A 23,153-nucleotide genomic window follows, 5' to 3' on the forward strand; every position below is an offset into this window, starting at 1 on the left:
TGCCTTTTTGCACATCCACCGCGCGGTGCCGCAGCCTAGCATCGGCGTTCTTCCGTTCGAACGCCGATTGCCCATGCCTTCCTTGTTCCATACCGGCCTGCTGGCCTGCCTGCTGTTCGGCGTCCCGGCATTCGCCGCCGCGCAGGACAGCAAGACCGATTCCAAGCCTGACGCCAAGGCCGATACCGCTGCGAGCAAACCCGCACCGCTGCCGGCCGATGTCAGCGTGCGCCAAAGTACGCGCCTTGCCGGGCGAACGCTGAGTTACACCGCCACCGTCGGCACGCTGCCGGTGCGCGATGCGCAGGGCAAGACCACCGGCGAGGTGGTGTTCACCGCCTACACCGTGGACGGCAAGGACCGCCCGGTGACCTTTGCCTTGAACGGCGGCCCGGGCGCGGCGTCGGTGTATCTGAACATGGGCGCGATCGGGCCGAAGGTGGTCGGCTTCGGCGCCGAAGGCGACAGTGCATCTGCGCCGGCGACCTTGCGCGACAATCCTGGCACCTGGCTGGACTTTACGGATCTGGTGTTCATCGACCCGGTCGGCACCGGCTTCAGCCGCGCACTGATCGGCGATGACGAAGCCAAGAAGCAGTTCTACAACCCGCAGGCCGACGTCGAATATCTCGCGCGCGTGATCTACGACTGGCTGCTGAAGAATCGCCGCCTGCAGACGCGCAAGTATCTGGTCGGCGAAAGTTATGGCGGTTTCCGTGGCCCGCGCATCACCCAGTATCTGCAGACCCGACTTGGCGTGGCGATGAACGGCGTGGTGCTGGTCTCGCCGTTCCTCAACCCGACCCTGGACGACAATAGCGACGTCTCGCCACTGGCGTGGATGCTGACCCTGCCTTCGATCGCCGCTGCACATCTGGAACGCCAGGGCCAACTCAGCGAAAGCGCGATGCGCCAGGTAATCGACTACACCCGCAGCGACTACGCGGTGGCGCTGATGAAAGGCCGCACCGACCCGCAGGCTACGGAGGCGATGCTGCAACAGGTCACCCGCATGACCGGGCTGGACCCGGCCTATGTGCGCCGCTCCGGTGGACGCCTGGAAACCCAGGCGTATCTACGCGAAGTGTTTCGCGACAAGGGCGAGCTGGGCAGCCGCTACGACGCCAACGTGACCGCCTTCGACCCGTTCCCCAACGACCCCACGCAGCGCGCCAGCGACCCGCTGTTGGACAGCATCATCGCCCCGACCACCACCGCGATGGTGGACTTCGTCACCCGGATCGTCGGCTGGAAAGTCGATGCGCGCTATCAGGCGATCAATTACGAGGTCAATACGGCGTGGGAATGGGGCGATGAGCTGCGCAAGGGCGCGGTGACGCAGCTGCGTCAGTCGGTGGCAATCGACCCCAAGCTGCGGGTGCTGATCGCACATGGCTGGAACGACCTCTCCTGCCCGTTCATGGGCTCGGTGCTCACCGTGGATCAGATGCCGGCGATGGGCGACCCCAACCGCGTGCAGGTACACGAATATCCGGGCGGCCACATGTTCTACAACCGCGCCGATAGCCAGGCCGCGTTCCGTCGTGACGTCAAGGCGATGTACGAAACGCGCTGAGCGCATGCAGTGCCGGGCGTGCGACTTACGCCCGGCGATGGAGCAACCGCGTCGTGACGCTTTAGACCGCGCCAGGCGCGGTCGCTTTCACGTTCCAGCCCATCCATTGGTAAAGCCGATACCGCGCGATGCCCAGGTATTCGTGCAAGGCGACATCGGCCAGGGTGAAGTTGTAGCTCTGCGGCAGGATCGACCAGGACGCGGTGAGCCAGTCGGCGCGCACCGGGATGGCATCGATCCCGAAATGGCGGAAGTACAGCTCGGCACGGCGCAGATGCGTGGCCGAGGACACCAGCACGACGCGATCGGGCCGGTGCGCGCGCAGCAAGGGCTGACTGAATTGCGCGTTCTGCCAGGTGTTCATGCTGGACGGTTCCATGATCAGGTCCGCCCGATCGATCCCCAGCCCGATCAACACGCGCTGATACACCACCGCCTCCGACAGGCCCAGGCCGCGGGCGTCGCCGCCGCTGATCTCGATCTTGCAATCGCCGCCGCTGTGCCGGCATTGCCGGTGCAGCCGCGCCGATTCGACGATGCGGCCATAGGCGAACATATTGGCCTCGGCCACCGCATCGCGGCCTTCCGGGCGCACGGTGCCGGCGCCCAGCAGCACGATGACGTTGCGCGCGCCCCAGGCATTGAAATCGTTGACGCCGGTGTGTTGCAGGTTCTGCAGCATCCACGATGGCAGCGGCCCGCAGCCGACCGCGAATACCAGCGCCAAGCTGGCGCCGCCCAGCACGCGCGACAACCGCCGCGATCCGCGACGGTCGATCAACCAGGCCAAGCCGAACAACACGCACACCAGGGCAAGCATCATCGCGGAAGGTTCTCACTCAGGACGCGCAGGCACCCCCGGTCACGGCAGATCCCTTGCGCAATAACAGCGCAGCGTGACGGCGGTGCGTGACCGCACCGCGACATCGCATCAGGTCCAGCCAAACAGCTCGAACAGCGTCAGGATCAGATACGCCACACCGCCTGCAGCGGGAATGGTGAGGATCCACGCCCAGACGATGCGCTCGATCACGCCCAGCCGCAGCGAGCGCGGGTTCTTGGCAAACCCCACGCCCATGATCGCGGTGGAAATGCTGTGCGTGGTCGACACCGGCATGCCGAAATGCGCAGCCACGGTGAGCACGGTGGCCGAGCTGGTTTCGGCAGCAAAGCCGTGAATGGGATGCAGCTTGACCATCTTGTGGCCGAGCGTCTTGATAATCTTCCAGCCACCGGAGGCGGTACCGGCCGCCATCACCACCGCGCAGGTCAGCACGATCCACATCGGGATGCCGTCACCGGCGGCCAGGCCGGTGCCCGGATGCAGAAATGCCAGCCAGCTCGGCAGATTGTCCAGCGCACCGGCCGACTGCGCGCCGATCAGGGTCATCGCAATGATGCCCATGGTCTTCTGCGCATCGTTATGGCCGTGGGCGTAGCCCATGTACGCGGCCGAGGCGATCTGCGCCTTGCCGAAGAACGCATTGACCCAGCGCGGCCGCGCCAGCCGCCCGATCCGGCCACCGAGCCGCGACATGCCGGCGATGATGGCCCACAGCAGCAGCATCACCACGATACCGAGCAGGAACCCGGCGATCGGCGAGGTGATCATCGGCACGAACACCTTCCACAACAGGCCTTTGTTCTTGGCCCAGTTGCCGACGCTTTCCGACCAGATCAACGCGTCCCAATTGTTGTGCGCGGCGGCCAGACCGGCGCCGCACAGGCCACCGATCAGCGCATGCGAGGACGACGACGGCAGGCCCTTCCACCAGGTGATCAGGTTCCAGATGATGCCGCCCAGCAGCGCGCACAAAATCACCTGCGGGGTGACTTCGACCACGTTGGTGTTGAGCAGGCCAGACGCAATCGTCAAGGCCACCGCAGTGCCGGTCAGGGCGCCGATCAAATTCATGCCGGCGGCCAGCATCACCGCCCAACCCGGCGACAACACCTTGGTGGCGACAACAGTGGCGATGGAATTGGCGGTGTCGTGGAAACCGTTGATGAACTCGAACACCAACGCGGCCAGGATCACCACCAGAACAAGGGTAAGCACGCGGCGACCTCAGCTGTTCTTCAATACGATCTGGTACACCACCACCCCTGCCTCGCGGCAACGGTCGATGGCTTTCTCCAGGATCTCGAAGAACTCCTTGAGCAGGAACATCTGCAGCGTGTCCAGGCGGCCGGAATAGATGTCGCGGTACAACTCGAGCATCAGGCGGTCGGCCTCGTTTTCCAGCGTGCGCAGCTTGTCGTTGAGCGCAGTCATGCGATCGATGTTCATCTGCGGCAGGTCGGTGACCATCTCCACCACCACCGCGGCGGCCTGCTCCAGCATCGCCGCGCGCGGAGCGAAGTCGATGTGTTCCAGGTGCTTGGTGGCCAGCGAATAGCGGTCGGCGAATTTTTCGACCTGCTTGGGAATCTTGTACAACGCCGAGCCCAGCGCTTCGATGTCTTCGCGCTCGATCGGGGTCATGAAGCTGTCCACCAGCGCCTGGCCGATCTTGTCGGAGGCGGCGCGTTCGCGCAGGCGGGCCAGCTTGAAGGCGTCCAGCGCGGGCTGCCGGTCGGACGTGCGCATCATGGCGTGCAACGCCTTGGTGCTGTCGTAGGCGGCCTGCGCCGCTTCGTTCAGAAGCGAATAGAACTGCTTGCCGGAACCGAAGATGGTCTGCAACGAGAACATGGGTGGAGAACTTCCTGCCGTCGAGGGAGAGACGGGCGACAAGGACGAATTATGACCGTTCCATGACCTGTCTGGGTATCTCGGCGCCGCGCACGGCCTTCACATCGGCATTTCCCGGCTCGAATCACCCTGTAATTTGCTAACATGCCTCCGCGCTTTCGGGCGCATCCTATGGAAGACGACCCTATATTTCCCCGTTGCCGCCCCGCCCCTGTGCGCGCCGGCCAACCCCGCGCTTGCCCGCCCTCCCCTTCACTGACCGGGGAAGACGCCCGTGGTTGAGTTTCTGATCGTCATCGCGCTGATCGTGTTGAACGGCTTCTTCGCCATGTCGGAGATGTCGTTGATGACCTCGCGCAAGAGCCGCCTGAAGCAGATGGCCGGCTCCAGCAAGCGCGCCGCGCGGGCGCTGGCCTTGGCCGAGAGCCCCGAGAACTTCCTGTCCACGGTCCAGATCGGTATCACCTCGATCGGCATCCTGACCGGCCTGTTCGGCGGCGAAGCCATCGGCGAGGCCATCGGCGAGCGGCTGCAGCTGGCCTTCCCTGCGCTGTCGGCCACCTTCTCGCTGGTCGGCGATCCCAAACCGTATTCGGTGGTGATCGGCAGCACGCTGGCGGTGGCGCTGATCACCTTTCTGACGCTGATCTTCGGCGAGCTGGTGCCCAAGCGGCTGGCATTGCGCAATTCCGAAGATATCGCCGGCTTTGTCGCGGTGCCGATGACCTGGCTGGCCAAGATCGCCGCGCCCGGGGTGTGGGTGCTGGCGCGCTCCACGCGGTTGGTGCTGCGCATGCTGGGCATGGGCAAGGACGAATCGGCATCGATCACCGAAGAAGAGATCCGCATGCTGGTGGCCGAAAGCCACGAAGCCGGCGTGATCGACGCGCACGAGCGCGACATGATGAACCGGGTGATGCGCCTGGGCGACCGCACCGCCGACAGCCTGATGACGCCGCGCAACCGCATCGCCTGGCTGGATGCCAATGCCGAGCCGGAACGCAACCTGCAGATGATGCGCGAGCACGAGTTCTCGCGTTACCCGGTGTATCGCGGCAGCGACCAGGACATTGCCGGCGTGCTGGAGGTCAAATCGCTGGTCACGCGCCTGGGCGGGCATGGCGAGCACCTGTTCCAGGCACTGCGCGATACCTTGTTCGTGTCCGAGTCCACGCATGCGATGAAGCTGCTGGAGATCTTTCGCGAAGAACAGCAATCGATGGCGCTGGTGGTCGACGAATACGGCGAAATCCGCGGACTGGTCACCATCAGCGACTTGATGGGCGCAGTGGTGGGACGCCTGCAGGCGGTGGAAAACACCGACGAAGACGCACTGGTGATTACCCGTGCGGATGGCTCGCTGCTGATCGACGGCTCGCTGCCGGTGGAAGAATTGCGCGAAGTGCTGGGCGCCGAACTTCCGGAAGCCGACGAAGGCGATTACCACACGTTGGCCGGGCTGTGCATTTACTACTTCGGGCGCATTCCGCAGGCCGGCGAATTCTTCGATTGGGCCGGCTGGCGCATCGAGATCGTGGATCTGGATGGTGCGCGCGTGGACAAGCTGTTGCTGAGCCGCGTCGGCGACGAGGACAGCGATGACATCGTCGGATAACGGCGCGCCGCCATCCGACGACTCCGGTGGCGAGCAGATGCGCTACCGCAATGAAGGCATCCGCAGTTTGTTGGCGGCCTTCAGCGACGGCGACCCGGAGCAGGTGCTGCGGGTGCGCGAGATTCTGGCCGACCTGCAGCAGAGCGCGTTCGGGGTGTTTTTATTTCTGGCGATCCTGCCGTCGTTCATCCCGATTCCGGGCGTGGCCGGCGGCATTAGCGGGCCGCTGACGGTGCTGATCGGAGTGCAGATGATGTGCTGCCTGCGCAAGCCGTGGGTGCCGGCCTTTATCGGCAACCGTGGGCCGCGGCGACGCACCAGCCAGCGTTTCGTGGCGAAACTGGCGCCGACGCTGCAGCGGTTGGACCGCCTGCTCAAGCCGCGTTTGCACGGGGTGCTCGATCGGATACCGGCGCAGGTGTTCACCGGGTTGCTGCTGGTGCTGGTCGGCATTTTACTGACGCTGCCGATCCCGTTTACCAACTACCTGTTCGGCTTGATCCTGCTGCTGTTTGCTCTGGCCTTGCTGGAGCGCGACGGCGCGTTGATGCTGGTCGGCTGGGCGGCGGCGCTGGTGTCGATCGCGGTGTTCGGCATCACCTCGGATCAGTTGCTGGATTTGATTCGTGGGTGGTGGCCGGTGGCGTGGCGTTGAGTTCTACCGTCTGGTGCGCGCCGGATTGGGCTTGTTGGCGCTGACGGATCACTTCTGACGCTGGAATGGGTGACACTTTTTCGCTGGCAAACGCTGGTTGGGATGTTCGTTCAACGTCGACGTTACTGGCGGACGTACCCTCACCCCAACCCCTCTCCCGCAGGAGAGGGGCTAAAGCGCTTGGGTTGCAGTGGTGTCGCGTACGCACCATGCGGATAACCTTGCGTTGTAAGCGAAGCCTTGCGCCATATGGAACCCAGACGGCCCGTGCGGCGATTGGTTTTCGCCGCCTTTAGAAGGACCGATCGTCTAGAACACCCGATCGTCGTACTAAAGCCAAACCTTGGTCATCAGATCGGGACTTGTCGGTTACGTCATGACCTGGTGCTCAGATCAGGGCTTGGCGCTTACCTCAGGTCTTGCTTACTTCAGATCGACCACGCGGTTATCCGAGAGGCTGGCGGTATCGTCGGTGACGGCGGCCATGACGAAATACAACGCCTTGCCCAGCAGGCCGCTGGGGCCGTCCCAATACTCTGCCGACTCGGCACGTACATGGATCAAGCGCAGGTTGGGGTCGTCCTTGCCGCCGGGGAAAAACACTTTCATTGCCGGCGACCACAACGCATCGATCTTGGCGCGGTCGTGCACCACGCGCGCGGTGCCTGCGACCGACACGTAGGTGTTCTTGGATGCCGAAGCGTAGGCCACGTTGACGCGTGGGTCGGCGGCGATTTCCGCCACTTTCGGGCTGTCGGCGGCGGTGGCGAACCACAGGTCGCCGTCGAATTCGACTTCCTGCGTGCCCAGCGGGCGGCTCACCAGCTTGCCGTCCGCCGAGACGGTCGTGAACATCGCAATGTCCACGCCGCGAATCAATTCCGCCAACTGCTTGATGCTCTCGCTACGTTCCTGAAGTTGCATGCGTGTGTTCCCAATGGAGATGCATGCATCTGAGCGGATCGACGCGCAAAGCGACGTGAATCACGCAGTGGTCACGTCCACCTCGCGGACCGCTTCTGCCGCGATGTCGAACGAACGCAGGCGCGCGGCGTGATCGTAGATGTTGGCGGTGAACAACAACTCGTCCGGGCCGTGGCGATCAATAAAGGCAGCCACGCCCTGCGCAACCTGGTCGGCATCGCCGAGCACGGTGCATGCCAGGGCACGCTCCACACCGACACGCTCGTGCGGCTGCCAGAAGCTGTCGATATCGTCGATGGGCGGCGGGATCTTGCTGAGCTTGCCGCGACGCAGATTGACGAAACTCTGCTGCTGGGTAGTGAACAACCGACGCGCCTGCGCTTCGGTCTCGGCAGCCACTACGTTCAGGGCGAGCATGACGTGCGGCTTGGCCAACTGCGCGGACGGGCGAAATTCGCGGCGGTAGATCGCCACCGCTTCGTCCATCGCATCGGGCGCAAAGTGCGAGGCGAACGCGAACGACAACCCCATCGCGGCAGCCAGCCGCGCACTGAACAGGCTGGACCCCAGCAGCCACACCGGCACATCGATCCCGGCGCCAGGGACGGCCTGCACCAACTGCCCCGGCACTGCGGGGGCGAAGTAACGCAGCAACTCCGCCACGTCCTGCGGGAACTGGTCGGCACCGTCGAAATAGCGGCGCAAGGCGCGTGCGGTGGGTTGATCGGTCCCGGGGGCGCGGCCCAGGCCCAGATCGATGCGCTGCGGGTACAGCGACGCCAGCGTGCCGAACTGTTCGGCCACCTGCAGGGGGGCATGGTTGGGCAGCATGATGCCGCCGGAACCGACGCGGATGGTCTTGGTGCCGCCGGCGACGTGGCCGATCAACACTGCGGTGGCGGCGCTGGCAATGCCCGGCATGTTGTGGTGCTCGGCCAGCCAGTACCGGTGATAGCCCCAGCGCTCGGCATGTTGCGCCAGATCGAGCATGTTGGCGAAGGCGTGGGTGGTGTCGCTGCCTTCGCAGACGGGCGCCAGGTCGAGCACGGAAATGGGCGTCATCGGACGGCTCCGGAACTAAGTGATGTCCAAGAGATGGGGCTGCCCAGGCAGCATTGCCAGTCGGTTGTCCGGCGCTGAGGGGATTACAGCATTCCAGCAGCCGAACACCGGGTGCGGGGCGCGGCCTGCGTCATCAACAGTGGCTGACACCCCATCGCAGGCAGTCGTGAGGCAGGTGTGGCCGGCGCGCAAGAACGGGAGTGCACGAGCGGCACATGCCCCCGCCGGACACCGGGCACCGGCCGCGCCCGCCTGGCGGCTGCACAGTCGTTGTATCGACTGCTCTATGGACAGAGGGCCGCGTGGCAGCAGCAGATGCAGTGACCTAGGCGCGAACCCATCGACCGCGCGACGAAGGGCCGGCGCTGCCGGATCAGGCCGCTGGCTATGATGCGGATTGCCTTGCAATGCGACACCACGATGACCATGACCGCCCCGCCTGCCCATGACTCCGGTGCCGCTCAGATTTCTGCGCGCATCGACCGACTGCCGGCCAGCGCCACGCTGTGGCGGCTGGTCGGCCTGCTGGCGTTGGGCGGGTTCTTCGAACTGTACGACCTGTTCCAGACCGCCTACATCAGCCCGGGGCTGATTGCCGACGGCATTTTTGCCAAGGGTGCCGATGGCGTCTTCGGGATGTCGGATCAGGCCGCATTCGCCGCAGCGACGTTTCTTGGGCTGTTCGTCGGCGCCGCGCTGTTGAGTCCGTTCGCTGACCGCTTCGGCCGCCGCCTGGTGTTCACCTTCGCGCTGGTCTGGTACACCGCCGCCACCGTGGCGATGGGCCTGCAGAGCACGGCCACCGGGGTCATCGTGCTGCGCTTTGTGGTGGGGATCGGGCTGGGCATCGAACTGGTGACCATCGATACCTATCTGTCCGAGCTGGTCCCGCGGCACATGCGCAGCGCGGCGTTCGCGTTTGCCTTCTTCGTGCAGTTTCTGGCGGTGCCCGCAGTGGCGCTGGCCGCGTGGCTGCTGGTGCCGCATGCGCCACTGGGAGTGAGCGGCTGGCGTTGGGTCGTGCTGCTGAGCGGTGTGTTTGCGTTGGCGATCTGGTGGTTGCGCAGCCGCTTGCCGGAATCGGCGCGCTGGCTGGCCGCGCAGGGCCGCCATGCCGAAGCGGATGCGGTGCTGAATCAACTGGAAGCGCGCTGCGTGCGCGATATCGGCGCGCCGTTGCCCGAGCCGCAACTGGCCGCCGCAGCGCCCGCCAGCCAGGCGCGTGTGTCGGACTTGTGGCGGGCGCCGTATCGCGGGCGCATCGGCATGTTGGTGGTGTTCCACATTTTTCAGGCCATCGGTTTCTTCGGCTTCGGCAACTGGTTGCCTGCCTTGATTGCAGCGCAAGGCACCGGTGTCACCAAGAGCCTGGGCTATTCGTTTGCGATTTCGCTGGCCTACCCGCTTGCGCCGCTGCTGTTGCTGCGCTTTGCGCAGCGCTGGGAAAACAAGTGGCAGATCACCGCGTCGGCGCTGGGCGCGGTGCTGTTTGGCGTGCTGTTTTTGCTGCAGCATGACGCCATCGGCATGGTGCTATGCGGGGCGATGATCGCGTTCTGCAATGCCTGGATGAGCTTTGCCTACCACGGTTATCAGGCCGAACTGTTCCCCACCGGATTGCGGGCGCGTGCGGTCGGGTTTTGCTACTCGTTCAGCCGTCTGTCGACGGCGGTGAGCAGCGTGTTGATCGGCTGGCTGCTTGCCCAGGTCGGCAGCCATGGCGTGCTGACGTTTATCGTGATCAGCATGTCGATCGTGGCGAGCGTGATCGCCGTGTTCGGGCCGCGCACGCGTAATCGTGCGCTGGAAGAGATTGCGGGCTAGCGCCTGCGCAGTGGTATGACAGCTCGGCGATGCACGCGGCTCACGTCATGCGCCGTGGCGTTTTACCAAGGCCGCGCTCTTGCCCTGCGGCTGCAAAACCGGTGTCTGTCCAAGTGCGACGGTGCGATCGGCCACCGAGGCCAGGCTGGTGCGGTGCGAAACCACCACCAGCACGGTGTGCGGCAGGCGCTGTCGCAACGTGCACAGCAGCTGATGTTCGGCCTGCGCGTCGAGTGCGCTGGTCGCCTCGTCCAGCACCGCCAGGGTCGGCGCGCGCAGCAACACCTGCGCCAACAGCAGACGTTGCAACTCGCCACCGGAGAGGCGGCTTTCCGGGCCATTGATCGCGGTGAGCAAGCCGTGGCCGTCACGCTGCAACCGCGCGTGCAAACCGACCTCGGCCAGGACCTGCCACATGCGGGTCTCGGTGGTGCCCGGCAACGCCCACTCCAGGCAATCGCGCACGCTGCGCTGCCAGGGCCGCACGCCCTGGCCGATGTAGGCGCTGTGCCGGATCAGTTGCCGGTAAGCAGTGAAATCCAGCCGACGCCCGCCCATATGCGCATCGAACGCTGCCGGCGGCGCCTGCCCGGAGAGCACGTCCATCAAGCTGCTCTTGCCGACGCCGGAAGGCCCGACGATCAGGGTCATCTCGCCGGGCACCAGCAACAGCGGGCCGATATCCAGCGCGGGCAGCGGCGCCGCCAATTCGATGCGCTCGACATGTAACGCGGCCGGCAATGGCTGCGCTGCGTCGGCCGATGCCTGCATGCGCGGTGCACCCAGATCCACATGGCGCCGCCACAACTGCAGCGCCGGCCACGCAGAACGTAATTGCTGCACGCTCTGCCGCGTCGTCACCAGATACGGCAGCAAGCGACCAAGCAGCAGACTGACGGTGATCAGCGCGGCGCGGTCGGCGCCTTGCCATAGATTGGCCAGCACCAGGATGCCGGCAATTGCGGCTACAGCGGTGAGTTCCAGGACCAACCGACTGCTGGCCACCAGTTCCTGTTGCTGCGCGTAGCCCTGCCCCAACCGCGTTGAAATGCGTTCGTAGTGCTTTGCTTCGACCTCTTCGCGCTGAAACGAGCGCACATGGCGCAGGCGACGCGGAAAATCCTCGCTCAACCAGAACAGCTGCGTCATGTCGGCCACATAGTCGCGACTGATGCGTGCCTGCGCATCGCTGCTGGACAGCCGCACACCCAGCCAGGCCAGCACCAACAACAACGGCGTGGCAAACAGCAGCGCAGGTGCGATCAACACCGCGATGCACACGCTGACCACTGCAGTGATGCCTGCCACCAGCAACTGCAGCACCGCGCTGAAGCCTTGCGTTGCGATCTCGATGTTGTAGGTGAGCACGTTGGCGATTTCGGCCGAGCTGGCGCCAGCCAGTGCCGGCAACGGCGCATCGATCAAGGCGGCATGCACGCGCCGACGCAGGCCCACTGCATAGCGGCTGGTCAGGCGTGCGGCCAGGCGCGCCCCGCACCAGCGCAGCGCGGCGAACAACAGGCTCACCACCACGAACAGGCTCGCCTGCGTCGGCAGGCCACCCGGCAATGCGAGTTGGTAGCCGGCCAACTGCACGCTGTGACCGGGTTGCACTAGCGGCACCAGGCACACTGCAACGATACTGCCGACGCACGCGGCCGCCAGCGATAGCGCGACGTACAACCCGACAGCCGGCAGGTCGGCGGGCACCAGCGTGTCGATGAAGCTGCGTAGCGCTGCCTGATTCCGGCCGCTGTGTGCGGGCTTATGCATCGGCGCCGCCGTGCGCATGCCGTGCCGTTCGGCGCTTGCCATCCAGCGCATTGCACGCGCTTTCGATCGTGCAGGCCGTCATCGCAACACCCGCAGCACTGCCTCGACCGAGGCGTGCGGATGCGCGCCGCGACGCAGGGTAAACATCCCGACCCGCTGCACCTGCGCGACAAACCGCTGCCAGCCGGGCTGACCAGCAGCGTATGGCTGGTCGCGCGCCAGGGATTCGGCAATCTGCGTGACCGGCACCGGCACCAGGCCCGGTGCGGAGGCATCGGCAGACTGGCTGGACAGCATCAATACCGCGCTTAGCTGCAACGGCGTGGGCGCAAGGGTGGCATGACCGTGGCGAATATCGACCTCGTACTTTTCCACACCGCTGCGGCGACGAATGGTGGGCGCTGCGCCGATCCATGCGCGCGTGTGCGCATCGAGCAGGCCGAGCGATTCCGGCCGGAGATGCAGAAAGTTTGCAACCCCGGTGGTCAGCAGACTCTCCGGCGCCACGAACACGCCGTCTTCGGCGATGAACTCCAGGCCATGCAGCAGACTGTGCAGCGCTAGCGTGGATTTGCCCGCACCGCTGGCGCCAAGCAACAGCACACAGCGACCGTGCCGGCCCACGCAGGCACCATGCAAGGGCACCAGCCCGATGCCACGCGCGGCAAGCAGGAACACCGCAAATTCGATGAGTTCATAGCGCACGTGATAGGCATGCGCCAGCATGTCTTCGGACACCACCAGCATCGCGCGGCGCTCTGGTACCGAGAGCATCAGGTAATTGCAGGCATCCATGACGCCACACACCAGCCCGCCAACCGCATGCGTGCGCACCGGCGGCGGCGTATCGACCATGGCGCCCGGCGCGCGTGGCACCAGATCCAGGGTGAGATGAAACTGCGGCGCGGCAGGCAGGCAGTGCGCCGGCAGGCCCGCGTAGGCGGCATCGACCAACGCCAGCAAGGCTTCGCTATCGCTGTGAAAGTGGAAGAGCGCGCCGAGAATCTGCCGCTGTACGCTGAAACGACGCGCACGCTGCTCACCGAACGGGTCTGCCGCGAGAGTGTCCGGTGCAAAAGTGTTCGGCGGAACCACGCATGCGCGTTCGCTCACCGGCGTGTGTTGCGCCAACGCAGCCGACTGCGGCATGCCTGTCATCCATTGCATCGATCAGCCGGTGTGTGCTGATTCGCCTAAGAAAGGTTGCATCGCCGAATGCGATGTACCGCCGCCTTCCATCGACGCTGCGACGCATCGCAACAGCGCAACCAAAGGCGCCTGCGTGCGCACCTACTGCCGAGCCGAATGCCGGTGTCTGCGCACGCCACCGCTGCGCGTCATCTGGCGACAGAACGAGAGCCTTGTGCAGATGCTAAAGATCCAGGTCAGTCATTCGTATTTCTTGCGTTACGACCCAAAACAATGGGAGCGCGGCAAGCCGTATCCGCCGTTGGCCACCCTGCAGATTGCCGCATTGCTGCGCGAGCGTGGGCATGCGCTGAGCCTGTTCGACGCCATGCTGGCCGACGACGTGGAGGACTATGCCGGCGCGCTACATGAGGCGCAGCCGGACCTGGTGGTGTTCTACGAAGACAACTTCAATTTTCTCACCAAGATGTGCCTGAGCCGGATGCGCGAGGCCGCCTGCCACATGATCGGGCAGGCGCGCGCCGCCGGTTGCCGGGTGCTGGTAGCGGGCTCGGATGCCTCCGACAACCCAGACGTGTTTCTGGCCGCCGGTGCACATGCGACCTTGATCGGTGAAGGCATCGCGCCGTTAATCGAACTGATCGAACGCGTCGAGGCCAATCCGCAGATCGATGACCAGGCCTGGCTGGCGGGCGTTGCACGCATTGCTACCAGCGACCCTGCAGCAGTCCGCACACATCCCGGTGCGCAGCCACCGGATGCGCGTTTGAGCGGGCTGCCTGCCTGGGACCTGGTCGACATGCCGCGCTATCGGCAGTTCTGGCAGCAACGGCATGGCTATTTCAGCTTGAACATGGCGGCCTCGCGCGGCTGCCCGTTCCGCTGCAACTGGTGCGCCAAACCGATCTGGGGCAACCATTACAAACGCCGCGGCGCCGAAGATGTGGCCGCAGAGATGATCCATCTCAAACGCAACTTCCAGCCCGACCATCTGTGGATGGCCGACGATATCTTCGGCTTCCATATCGATTGGGTCGAGACGTTTGCGCAGCGTTTGAGCGAGGACGACGGCGCGATTCCCTTCACCATCCAGACCCGTGCCGATCTGGCCAGCGAACGCATGGCGGCCGCCCTAGCGCGTGCCGGTTGCGCGGAGGCCTGGATCGGCGCGGAAAGCGGCAGCCAGCGCATCCTGGACAAGATGACCAAAGGCACGCAGGTGGCCGAAGTGATCGCAGCACGCGAACGGCTGGGCGCACATGGCATCCGCGTGGGCTTCTTCATCCAGTTGGGGTATCTGGGCGAAGAGCTCGAGGACATTCTGGCCACGCGCGCACTGGTGACACAGGCCAACCCGGACATCATCGGCGTCAGCGTGTCGTATCCCCTGCCCGGCACCAAGTTCTATGAAGAAGTGAAGAACCAGTTGGGCGGCAAGACGCATTGGCAGGACAGCGACGACCTGGCCATGATGTTCCATGGTGCCTACGACTCGGAGTTCTACCGCAGCGTGCGCAACCTGCTGCATACCCAGGTCGACCTGCAACAGGCGCGCGCAACGATGACGGCCGACGCCCTTTCGCAAGCGTCAGAGCAACTGGAAGCGCGTTGGGCCGCACTGATCGCATCGGAACATCTCCACCGCACCGAGCCGCTTGCCACCCTGGCGACGCGGCAGCCACGGCAGCTGGAAACGCTGCTGGTGGGCTGATCAAACACGGCAGCAAGCGGCCGCCCGATCACCATCATGCGGTATGCACGGAAGCCCCATTGCAGCACTGCTGCAATGGCGTCACGCCCTGCCAGCAACACCACCAACAATCAGCATCGCTATCCCGTTCGCCAACCTGTTCGACTCTCCGGATCACCTGCATGCAGCCTTCGCTTCGCACCATCAGACATGGCCTGCACACTGCCACCGAGCAGCTGGCGCGCGAGCTGGCGCAGCCTGGCGACAACGCGCCGCAGTGGGACCGGCTGCAGTGGCAGCTGGCCGCGGCGGCGGCGGCGGCGCATGGCGTGTCGCCGTTGCTGCAGCGGCGCTCGTTGTGGCAGAACGCCGAATGGACGGCCTTCCTGAGCGAGCAGCGCAGCCATGTCGAAGACCGGCACCGACGTATCGCGCTGCTGCTGACGCAGATCGACGCGGCTGCACGCAGCGCCGGCATTGCGCTGGTGGGACTGAAGGGCAGCGCCTTGCATCGGCTTGGCGTGTATCTGCCCGGCGATCGTCCGATGGCCGACATCGACTTGCTGGTGCAGCCAGAGGACGCGGCTGCGGCGGCAGCGCTGCTGTGCGAACTTGGCTATGTGGCGTCGTTCGAACAATGGAAGCACCAGGTGTTCAAACCGCTGCAGGGCGATGCCGTTGCGGGCCTGGGCGAGCACCGCGACTCACCGATCAACATTGAGCTGCATACGCGCATCCAGGAACGCCTGCCGGTGCGTAGCGTGGACATCACTGCGCTGGTCTGGCCGGAGCGCGCGCAGCCGGGACTGAACCCGTATCCCTCCATCGGCGCCTTGATGCGTCACCTGCTGCTGCATGCCGCTGGCGGCATCTGCCATCGCAGCATCCGGCTGATGCATCTGCACGATCTGGCATTGTTGGCCACGCGCATGGGGCCACGCGATTGGCAGGAGCTGTGGGAAGACCCGGCGATCTCGCCATGGTGGGCACTGCCGCCGTTGTTGTTGTTGCAGCGCTACTACCGCGCAGTGGTGCCAGCGACGGTGATGGCGCGCCTGCATGCGCAGTGTCCGCGACTGCTGCGCATGCGCGCCGCGCGGCAAACGCTCACCACCGCCTCGTGCTCGAACTTGTGGTTGTCTGCACTACCCGGCATCGAGTGGTCGGGTTCGCTGCGTGAAGCGCGCCAGTATCTGCGACAACGCGTAGTGCCGTCGGAAGAGAGCCGCAAAGAGCGGGCCGACATGTTGCAGACGCAGTTGTGGCTGCAGGGCCAGCCGTGGGTGCGCCAGACCCAGGCACGTCGTCTGATGACTAGGCTGACCCGGCCTGTCCCGCGCACCGACATGCTGTATGTGGTGCGTGCCGCGCTCGATGGATATCTGCAGCCTGCATAAGGCTGCATTGGTGTCCTGTGGAATGCCGTGCTTGCGTCTGATGTCTGCGTTGGCGCGGAACATGCGCCGACACCCCGGCCTTGCATGCTGCGTTGATCGCCGCGTTCAAATTGGCTGACCAAAGCAGCAATCAGTGGATGCTTCGTGCTTAGCCACGCTACATTGCCTCTGGACTACATCGTGCGTACTGGCTGCGCCCGATGTGTCGTTGAATCGCGCCCTCGAGCGCGATCAAAGCAACGTGGCGAGCAGTCGCCAGGTGGATATGGGCGGCGCGCGCAGCACCGCCGTGCACGCGTGCCATATGCCGAACCGAGTACCAGCTTTACCCGCCTGGTAGCTGCGCAGTAGGTTTGGGGGTCGCTCTACTTTGTTGGGCCCAGCGGCCGGCGCTCGCATAACTGACGGTAGATCTGCTCGAACAGACGCGTGGTCATGGCCGCGTCTTCGCGCACCGCGCGGCACTGCGCCGCCCATGCCAGACGCAAACGCAACTCGTCGTCGCCGAGCACTTGCCGGATCGCCTCGGCCATGCCCGCCCAATCGCCTGGCGGCACCGCCAGCGCTGAGATCGGCGCCCATTCCACTAAATGCCCGACGGCCGTACCGACGGTCGGAACACCGGCCACGGCCGCTTCCAGCAGCACCATCGGCCCGGCTTCGTGCAGGGACGACATCACCAGCAGATCGGCCGCCAGCATGATCGGGCGCAACTCGCGCTGGGTTTTGAAACCCAGAAAACGCACCTGCTCCTGCAGGCCCAGCTGCTGCACTAGGTGCTGCATGGCACCGTCCAGCGTGTCGACACCGACCATGTCCAGCGTAAAAGCCACACCGGCCCGTTTGAGTGCGGCCATCGCGCGCAGCAAGGTGCTCTGGTCCTTGACCAGATTGAGGCTGGCCACGTGCAGCAAACGTGCAACCGCGCCTTCGCGCGGGCGCGGTGGGACGGGCTGCCAGGCACGCAAATCCACCCCTAACGGCACGCGCTGCGCACCGATACCGAGCGCTTGCAACGAATCAATGATCGGCGCGCTGGCAGCGGTAACACGATCGGCCAAGCGCAGGATCACCGCTTCGCGCAGGCGTCCGCGCCACCGCCGCCGGCCGCCATAACCGATGGCATCCAGCGCGACCAGCTCACCGCCGGCGATATGCACCACGCTGGGACGTCGCAGCAGCCTTGCCGCACTCACCGCGATCAGGCTGCAATAGCCGGAAAAGATTGCCTGGATCACCGCAAACGGCGCACGCCGATGTTCTTCGACAATGGCGCCGATGGCACGCAGGCGCGTGCGTCGCGCGCCGATGTTGTGCACCTTGGCACCGCGCAGCATCCAGCTATCGGGCAAGGGTTCCTGATGCAGCACGAACACGTGCACTTCGTGGCTGCGTGCCAGCCATTCGATTAAAGTCAGAAACACCGGAATCACTCGCACATCGCCGCTGCGATCCACCCCGCCCGGTACCACCAGCGCCAACTTCATCGCGTGTGCGCTCGCAGTGGTTTCAGCAGGCTCGCATACGCCTGCGCCCAGCGCTGCCCCACTGCCGCGAACGACAGCCGCGCATCGAAGTGCGCCCGCACCTGCGCACGGCTGGGCCGCTGCCGCGCTGCGCGCAACAACAATTCCGACAATGCGCTGGCATCACCCACCGGCCAGAGTTCACCGACCGCGCCGTCATCACTGAGTGCACGGAAGGCCGGAATATCGGTCAATAACGGCAGGGCGCCGCAGGCATAGGCTTCCAGCGCGGCATAGCCGCAACTTTCGGCATGGCTGGCGGACACGAAGACATCGCTCGCCTGCAACAGCGTCTGCACGCGCGCATGCTCGACCTTGCCCAACAGCTGCACGCACCCCGCCAGACGCGCATCGTCGCGCAGCCGCTGCTGCACCTGTTCCAGCAAGGGCGCCTGGTCGAACACGCACCACAGCCGCAGACCGGGCAACAGGCGCGCCGCCCTGGCAACCGCATCGAGCACGCACAGCGGGTCCTTGGCTGCGCTCAGATGGCCCACCCATAGCACACATGGGTCGCCATGCAGCTGCGTGTGCTCGCGTGCCAGCAGGCGATCGCCCGGCACAAAGCGGCTGCTGGATTCGGGAATCGCAAACAGCTGCGTGCGGCGTTGAAACAGACGCGCGCGCAGAAACGGCTGCGCCATGTCCAACGAGGTAAACGCGATGCCGGCAGCGGCGCGATAGCGAGCCCGCCACACCGCCCTACTCCACCACCGCGGCGAGCGATTGGCATGATCCTGCAGCAGGATCGGCACATTCGGCAGAAGGCGCGCAAGCCTGCGCGCATCACCGGCGAATTCCAGGCCATGCACATGGATCACGTCGGCGTCGATCTCGCGCAAGAGCACCGACAACGTGGTTGCACGCGCGGCGCTTCCGCGCAAGCCAAGATCGACAAAGCGATAGTCCACGCCCTGCCGTGCGATACGCGCGTTCAACGCAGAGGCCTGGATCACCGAAACGCGTACATCTACGCTGGCCACCGCCTCAGCAATGTCGGCAAGCGAAGGCCATTGCACAAACACCTGGTCGGCGCTCAGGCCGGCCGGCGTCGGCACCAGATTGAGCTGTGCGACATGTCGTGTCACGGTGCGATCGCCGCTGGGCTGGCGCGCTGTGCGGAGTGAACGTCGCCGCCCTCCACGCAGCACCACAGCAGATCCTGCTGAGGTCCTATGCCACGCGTATTGCGGAGGGACAGCCCCGGCGCGACGCTCACGCGAGACGCCGCAGCCGCAGCACCAGCGCCACAGGTACCTGCAGCGCCGCCTGGTCGAAGCGCGCGCCAGCGGGGATATCGGCCGGGTCCAGCATCGGCTCGGCGACCGCTTCGATCGCGAAGCCCAAGGCCACGCATGCCGAATGCCAATGGCTGTACAGATGCTGGGTGTGGCGCACCGCATAGTGCTGGCCATCGGCCTTGAAATCGCGGCGCCAACCCAATGCATGGCCGATGGGATGCACGTCGCTGCACAACACGATGCCGCCGATGCGGGTGATGCGATGCAATTCTTCCAGCGCCGGCCACAGCCGCTGCAGGTGCCCGACCACTAGGCCGCACACACTGAGGTCGGCAACCGCATCGGCAAGCGGCAACTGGTCCAGACTGCCCTGCTGCAGCTGCACCCGCGCAGCTGGCCAATGCTGCGACAGTTCGGTTTGGGCGCGCGCGAGCATCTGCGGCGACAGATCGACACCAGTGACATGGCGTGCGCCACGGCGTAACGCATGCAGCATGTAGCGGCCACTGCCGCAGCCGGCATCCACGACATGCTGGTTTTGCAAGGTAGCGGGCATCAAGCCAAGCATCGCGCGCTCTTCGGCCTGCATCACCGGGTTGTGCGCGTGCGGCGGATACGCCTGGGCCCACAACGCATACGCTGCGTCAGGTTCGAGTACCGGAACCGCGCTCACGACGCGACGCCCATCGCTGCCATTGCGCTCGACGCTTGCTGGAGGTCCTGCACCCGTTGCAGGCCGGGTTCGAGCGCTAGTACTGCCGGGTCGGCCAATGTGGCGTCCAGCAATTTGGGGCGTCCATCCAGCACCACCGGAACGGTCTGGATGCCGGCGGCGTCGAACCACGACGCAAAATCCGGATCGGCGATGCGTGGTTTGCCATCGCGAATCACCGCACGCAACTCGCTGCGTTCGCAGCCAATCACGCTGCTGGCAGGCTCGCCCCCGCGGTCGCGCACGATCACCAGATCCGCAGCAGCGCCAGGCGCGATGCGTCCACGTGTTGGCATGCGCAGAATGCGTGCCGATTGCTCGGTCGCCAGGCCCAACAGCAGGTCCGGCGCCAGCCCGCTGCGGGCGGCGATCCGCAGTTCTTCGAGCAGATCGCGCGCGCCACTGACGCGCGAATCGTTGCCCAGCGCCAGCCGCCCGGCCATGCACAACCGCCATGGATCGAGCGTGCGCCCCAGCAGCGCCAGATTGCTCGACGGGCACCACACCACCGCCGCGCCACGCGCGATCACCCGCTCGATATCCTGCTCGCCCATGCCAACGCCGTGGATCAGTACCGTGTTGGACGCCAGGCAACCGAGCCTATCCAGATCGTCGAGCTCGGCACGCGCCACTGCGTCGGTGCCTTCGGCCAGATGGATCATCCACGGGTGCGCCGCCGGCGTTGCCGCAAAGCTGCCCTGCACCGGCGGACCGTAGCCGGTCCAACCCAATGCATAACTCCAACCGAATTCGTGCAGCACGCTGACCGGAAAATCGACCTCATCCAGCGTGGCATGCCAGGGGTCGTGCTGCGCCACGCAGGTCACGCCGGCGAGCAGATTCTTCAGGCCGCCATGGCGCAAGCGCACCGCTTTGGGCACGCGCAATGCCGCAGCCACTTCCGGATGTTGAAAGTGCGCCTGAAACGCTTCGATCCATGCGTAGCTGTTGGCGAACGGCGCACCCTGCGGCAGCGGCGGCACACAGTTCACCTGCAAGTGCTCGTGCGCGTTGATCAGGCCCGGCGCCAGCACATGCCCCTGCAGTTCCAGACGCAAGGTCCCGGTGCCCAGCGTGCCACCGAAGCGGCCCGCGCGCAGGTTCACCGCTGCGCGCGACGGGCCCGCGAGTGTGATCGATCGCGCGCCCTGCAGACAGACATCGGCCATGGACATCGGCATCTCCACTCAGCGTTTGCGCATCACGATCAGGAAGTGATCGCCCATGTCGCGCAGCAGCGGCAACCCACCGAAACGGTCGTCCAGCCGACCCAGGCGCTCGGAGACGCGCGGATGGCGCTCGCAAAAATCGACCAGATACGGCGGCGGAAGGAACAGGCTCAGGGCACGGTAGCTGTCCAGCACGAAGTGCTTTTCGAACGCGCGATAGAACTCGCGCGGCAGGTGGTACCAGGTCCAGATGGTGTGGCCGTTCATGCCCACCGCGGTTGCGCCCTTTGCTGCTCGCACCGCCGCGCGCTTGAAGCGCCCGCGCAAGGCGTAATGGCCGATTTCCCAGGGGCAGATGCGCCCGATCACCGAAAACACCAGGCAGCCGTCAGCACGCAGCAGACGCGCGCATTCTGCGGCCACCGCCGGCAGATCCGGCGCGCAATTGAGCGGGCCGAAGTTGGAATACATGCCATCGAAGGTGCCCTCCAGCTGATCGAGCTGTTGGATGCCCACATGCGCGGCCGCCAGACGCTCCTCCAGACCCTGCGCCACCGCGCGGTGGCGGGTGCGCTCGATCATGGCCGGCGACCAATCGGTGGCCAGCACGTTGTAGCCGCGGCGCGCGAACTCGCCTGCATCCAGACCGGTACCGCAGCCCAGATCCACCAAGCGCGAGCCGACCGGCAACTCTGCGGCCACCGTGTCCCACAGCGTGGTGCGCATGCGCTGGATCAGCGCGTTGTTGCCGCGCGGACCGTCGTAATCGGGGGCGACGCTGTCGAACGCGCGCTGCGTCTCCAGCAACTGCTCCGGCGCGACCGTCCCGCCGCGCGCGGCATGCTCACTGACCACTGACATGCATCGCCTCCCCAACCCGTCCTGCTGATTTCACGACACTCTCCAGACGCGGCACCGCCAACGCGGTATCGCTTGATAGACCCGTGAGTGCCAGCACTAGTCGGTTTGGTTGCAGTCCGACCGCGCGCGCGAGCAGGACTAGCGACAGATTCAGCGTTGACAGAAGGCCGCTGGCAGCGCTGCGCGTATCAATCACGCCATGCCACGCCTACACGTGCCAACGGCGCTATCAAGGATCGGCCCGCCACTTCTGACGCACGCGCAGTGGACGGCGGCGAGCGCTCGTCATGGAGCGGCTAATAAAACTTTGGGAGTAGTCTGGCACGGCGCACCCAACGCCGGAGCGGACGCGTGGTCCATGCCGCACCGCCATGCGGCTGCGGCTGCATGCCGGTGCGTGCAGTCGCTTTTGCTAGCTCTTAAGCGATGGCACCGGCGCCTTCAGCACGGCGGCGACGCCAGGCATTGCGCACCACTGCCACCAGCACGCCAAAGCCCGCTCCACCGAGCAAACCGACCGCCCAGACCATCGCCGCATTCGGAAACGCCCGCTGCTCTGGCGCATACAACGGCCACGCCAATGAGGTTTGATAGGTGTAACGCGCGGTCAGCCGCGCAATCAGATCGTCGCGCTCGGTCTTGATCGCGCGGATGGTGGTGGTGTTTTCGGTCAGCAACACTCCGGCCAGCACCTGCGCCGGACTTGCTGCGGTGCCGGCTTGCAGTTGCTGTTGCAGCTGCTCGCGATTGAGCATGGCAACGCGCAGATCCTCGTCAAGCCCCTGCAGGCGAGTACGTGCAAGCGCGAGCGCAGCGGTATTGGTGTCGCCATGCAAGCTCTGTAATGCAGTAACGGTGGCCATCGCCAACGTGCGCGCCTGCTGCGCCGACTCGCCACGAATAGTCACACCGATGAGATTGGCGTATGGGTCCGGATCCGGCTTCAGGCTACCGCGATACAGCTGCGCGGCACGGCTCTTGAGCGGCACCCCGGCCTGGTGCAGGACAGCGTCCTGAAACAGCCGCGTCTTCATGCGATCGATCACCCGCTGGAACGGCTCAACCTTGGGGTCGCGGCCGGCAGGCGTGGGGCCGATCTCGCCCACCTGGATCCACGCGGTGGCGTCCCATTGCGGCTTTGCCACGCGCAGGAAGACGAACGTCATGCCCAGCACCAGCACCAACGCAGCCAGCGCCCAGCGCCATTCGCGTCGCAGGATGCGCCACAGATCGATCAGATAGATTTCGTCGTGTTGATTCATGGTACGCAGGCTCTGATACGTG

At 65.3% G+C, this 23,153-nt stretch carries 18 protein-coding genes, 1 other RNA gene and 1 pseudogene; 6 read left to right on the plus strand and 14 right to left on the minus strand.

All coding sequences use genetic code 11. The features are described from left to right. Nucleotides 1–73 precede the first annotated feature (73 nt). Nucleotides 74–1,576: a S10 family peptidase gene (locus tag ASF90_RS00320; RefSeq protein WP_055844341.1), complete on the plus strand. Its 1,503-nt coding sequence runs from the start codon at nt 74–76 to the stop codon at nt 1,574–1,576. Nucleotides 1,577–1,637: 61 nt separating this feature from the next. Here ASF90_RS00320 and ASF90_RS00325 read toward each other — a convergent pair whose 3' ends face one another. The 3 genes from ASF90_RS00325 to ASF90_RS00335 form a co-directional block, all read right to left on the minus strand. Next, nucleotides 1,638–2,399, minus strand: a complete 762-nt coding sequence (locus ASF90_RS00325; RefSeq protein ID WP_055844344.1) for a YdcF family protein — start codon at nt 2,397–2,399, stop codon at nt 1,638–1,640. A gap of 108 nt (nt 2,400–2,507) precedes the next feature. Beyond that, nucleotides 2,508–3,635, minus strand: coding sequence for an inorganic phosphate transporter (locus tag ASF90_RS00330; RefSeq protein ID WP_055844347.1), 1,128 nt, complete (start codon nt 3,633–3,635; stop codon nt 2,508–2,510). A gap of 9 nt (nt 3,636–3,644) precedes the next feature. Then, a complete protein-coding gene (locus ASF90_RS00335; protein WP_055844350.1) occupies nt 3,645–4,271 on the minus strand; it encodes a DUF47 family protein in 627 nt (208 codons plus the stop codon). Nucleotides 4,272–4,545: 274 nt separating this feature from the next. Between ASF90_RS00335 and ASF90_RS00340 the strand changes: the two genes are divergently transcribed. Together ASF90_RS00340 and ASF90_RS00345 are read left to right on the plus strand one after the other, a co-directional pair. Beyond that, the gene (locus ASF90_RS00340; RefSeq protein WP_055844353.1) at nt 4,546–5,886 is read left to right on the plus strand and encodes a hemolysin family protein; all 1,341 of its coding nucleotides are present in this window, start codon (nt 4,546–4,548) and stop codon (nt 5,884–5,886) included. Then, nucleotides 5,870–6,541, plus strand: a complete 672-nt coding sequence (locus tag ASF90_RS00345; RefSeq protein ID WP_055844356.1) for an exopolysaccharide biosynthesis protein — start codon at nt 5,870–5,872, stop codon at nt 6,539–6,541. The genes ASF90_RS00340 and ASF90_RS00345 overlap by 17 nt, the downstream gene beginning before the upstream one ends. A gap of 423 nt (nt 6,542–6,964) precedes the next feature. Here ASF90_RS00345 and ASF90_RS00350 read toward each other — a convergent pair whose 3' ends face one another. The 3 genes from ASF90_RS00350 to ASF90_RS21065 form a co-directional block, all read right to left on the minus strand. Further along, nucleotides 6,965–7,465, minus strand: a complete 501-nt coding sequence (locus tag ASF90_RS00350) for a pyridoxamine 5'-phosphate oxidase family protein (protein ID WP_055844359.1) — start codon at nt 7,463–7,465, stop codon at nt 6,965–6,967. A 60-nt stretch (nt 7,466–7,525) separates the two neighbouring features. Further along, nucleotides 7,526–8,527 (minus strand): LLM class flavin-dependent oxidoreductase, encoded by a 1,002-nt coding sequence (locus tag ASF90_RS00355; RefSeq protein ID WP_055844361.1) that lies wholly within the window; start codon nt 8,525–8,527, stop codon nt 7,526–7,528. A 141-nt stretch (nt 8,528–8,668) separates the two neighbouring features. Then, nucleotides 8,669–8,744: non-coding RNA, sX9 sRNA (locus tag ASF90_RS21065), on the minus strand. Between the two features lie 209 nt (nt 8,745–8,953). Between ASF90_RS21065 and ASF90_RS00360 the strand changes: the two genes are divergently transcribed. Next, a complete protein-coding gene (locus ASF90_RS00360) occupies nt 8,954–10,351 on the plus strand; it encodes an MFS transporter (RefSeq protein WP_193552570.1) in 1,398 nt (465 codons plus the stop codon). Between the two features lie 45 nt (nt 10,352–10,396). Here ASF90_RS00360 and ASF90_RS00365 read toward each other — a convergent pair whose 3' ends face one another. Further along, nucleotides 10,397–12,124, minus strand: a complete 1,728-nt coding sequence (locus tag ASF90_RS00365; RefSeq protein ID WP_055846148.1) for an ABC transporter ATP-binding protein — start codon at nt 12,122–12,124, stop codon at nt 10,397–10,399. Nucleotides 12,125–12,202: 78 nt separating this feature from the next. Beyond that, nucleotides 12,203–13,273: a hypothetical protein gene (locus tag ASF90_RS00370; RefSeq protein ID WP_055844364.1), complete on the minus strand. Its 1,071-nt coding sequence runs from the start codon at nt 13,271–13,273 to the stop codon at nt 12,203–12,205. Between the two features lie 156 nt (nt 13,274–13,429). Between ASF90_RS00370 and ASF90_RS00375 the strand changes: the two are divergent. Next, a pseudogene (locus ASF90_RS00375) lies at nt 13,430–14,984 on the plus strand (radical SAM protein). Between the two features lie 161 nt (nt 14,985–15,145). Then, entirely contained in the window at nt 15,146–16,360 is a 1,215-nt protein-coding gene (locus ASF90_RS00380) for a nucleotidyltransferase family protein (protein ID WP_055844367.1), read from the plus strand. 365 nt (nt 16,361–16,725) lie between these two features. Here ASF90_RS00380 and ASF90_RS00385 read toward each other — a convergent pair whose 3' ends face one another. From ASF90_RS00385 to ASF90_RS00410, 6 genes are all read right to left on the minus strand, one after another. Next, on the minus strand, nt 16,726–17,847 hold the full coding sequence (locus ASF90_RS00385; RefSeq protein WP_055844370.1) for a glycosyltransferase family 4 protein: 1,122 nt from the start codon (nt 17,845–17,847) through the stop codon (nt 16,726–16,728). Further along, nucleotides 17,844–18,974 carry a glycosyltransferase family 4 protein gene (locus tag ASF90_RS00390; RefSeq protein WP_055844372.1) on the minus strand — a complete coding sequence of 377 codons (1,131 nt, stop codon included), beginning with the start codon at nt 18,972–18,974 and terminating at the stop codon, nt 17,844–17,846. Before ASF90_RS00390 ends, ASF90_RS00385 begins: the two co-directional genes overlap by 4 nt. Nucleotides 18,975–19,101: 127 nt before the next feature. Further along, nucleotides 19,102–19,800: a methyltransferase domain-containing protein gene (locus ASF90_RS00395; RefSeq protein ID WP_055844375.1), complete on the minus strand. Its 699-nt coding sequence runs from the start codon at nt 19,798–19,800 to the stop codon at nt 19,102–19,104. Then, nucleotides 19,797–21,014: an amidohydrolase family protein gene (locus tag ASF90_RS00400; RefSeq protein ID WP_193552569.1), complete on the minus strand. Its 1,218-nt coding sequence runs from the start codon at nt 21,012–21,014 to the stop codon at nt 19,797–19,799. The genes ASF90_RS00395 and ASF90_RS00400 overlap by 4 nt, the downstream gene beginning before the upstream one ends. A gap of 12 nt (nt 21,015–21,026) precedes the next feature. Beyond that, nucleotides 21,027–21,869 (minus strand): class I SAM-dependent methyltransferase, encoded by an 843-nt coding sequence (locus tag ASF90_RS00405; RefSeq protein WP_055844381.1) that lies wholly within the window; start codon nt 21,867–21,869, stop codon nt 21,027–21,029. Between the two features lie 419 nt (nt 21,870–22,288). After that, nucleotides 22,289–23,131 carry a Wzz/FepE/Etk N-terminal domain-containing protein gene (locus ASF90_RS00410; RefSeq protein WP_055844384.1) on the minus strand — a complete coding sequence of 281 codons (843 nt, stop codon included), beginning with the start codon at nt 23,129–23,131 and terminating at the stop codon, nt 22,289–22,291. Nucleotides 23,132–23,153: the final 22 nt, after the last annotated feature.

This window comes from Xanthomonas sp. Leaf148 (genome assembly GCF_001423585.1).
GTDB lineage: Bacteria > Pseudomonadota > Gammaproteobacteria > Xanthomonadales > Xanthomonadaceae > Xanthomonas.

Coding starts and splice junctions, on each gene's coding strand:
- ASF90_RS00320 (WP_055844341.1), top strand. CDS start 74: ATGCCTTCCTTGTTCCATACCGGCCTGCTGGCCTGCCTGCTGTTCGGC.
- ASF90_RS00325 (WP_055844344.1), bottom strand. CDS start 2,399: ATGATGCTTGCCCTGGTGTGCGTGTTGTTCGGCTTGGCCTGGTTGATC.
- ASF90_RS00335 (WP_055844350.1), bottom strand. CDS start 4,271: ATGTTCTCGTTGCAGACCATCTTCGGTTCCGGCAAGCAGTTCTATTCG.
- ASF90_RS00345 (WP_055844356.1), top strand. CDS start 5,870: ATGACATCGTCGGATAACGGCGCGCCGCCATCCGACGACTCCGGTGGC.
- ASF90_RS00350 (WP_055844359.1), bottom strand. CDS start 7,465: ATGCAACTTCAGGAACGTAGCGAGAGCATCAAGCAGTTGGCGGAATTG.
- ASF90_RS00355 (WP_055844361.1), bottom strand. CDS start 8,527: ATGACGCCCATTTCCGTGCTCGACCTGGCGCCCGTCTGCGAAGGCAGC.
- ASF90_RS00360 (WP_193552570.1), top strand. CDS start 8,954: ATGACCGCCCCGCCTGCCCATGACTCCGGTGCCGCTCAGATTTCTGCG.
- ASF90_RS00365 (WP_055846148.1), bottom strand. CDS start 12,124: ATGCATAAGCCCGCACACAGCGGCCGGAATCAGGCAGCGCTACGCAGC.
- ASF90_RS00370 (WP_055844364.1), bottom strand. CDS start 13,273: ATGCCGCAGTCGGCTGCGTTGGCGCAACACACGCCGGTGAGCGAACGC.
- ASF90_RS00380 (WP_055844367.1), top strand. CDS start 15,146: ATGCAGCCTTCGCTTCGCACCATCAGACATGGCCTGCACACTGCCACC.
- ASF90_RS00385 (WP_055844370.1), bottom strand. CDS start 17,847: ATGAAGTTGGCGCTGGTGGTACCGGGCGGGGTGGATCGCAGCGGCGAT.
- ASF90_RS00400 (WP_193552569.1), bottom strand. CDS start 21,014: ATGTCCATGGCCGATGTCTGTCTGCAGGGCGCGCGATCGATCACACTC.
- ASF90_RS00405 (WP_055844381.1), bottom strand. CDS start 21,869: ATGTCAGTGGTCAGTGAGCATGCCGCGCGCGGCGGGACGGTCGCGCCG.
- ASF90_RS00410 (WP_055844384.1), bottom strand. CDS start 23,131: ATGAATCAACACGACGAAATCTATCTGATCGATCTGTGGCGCATCCTG.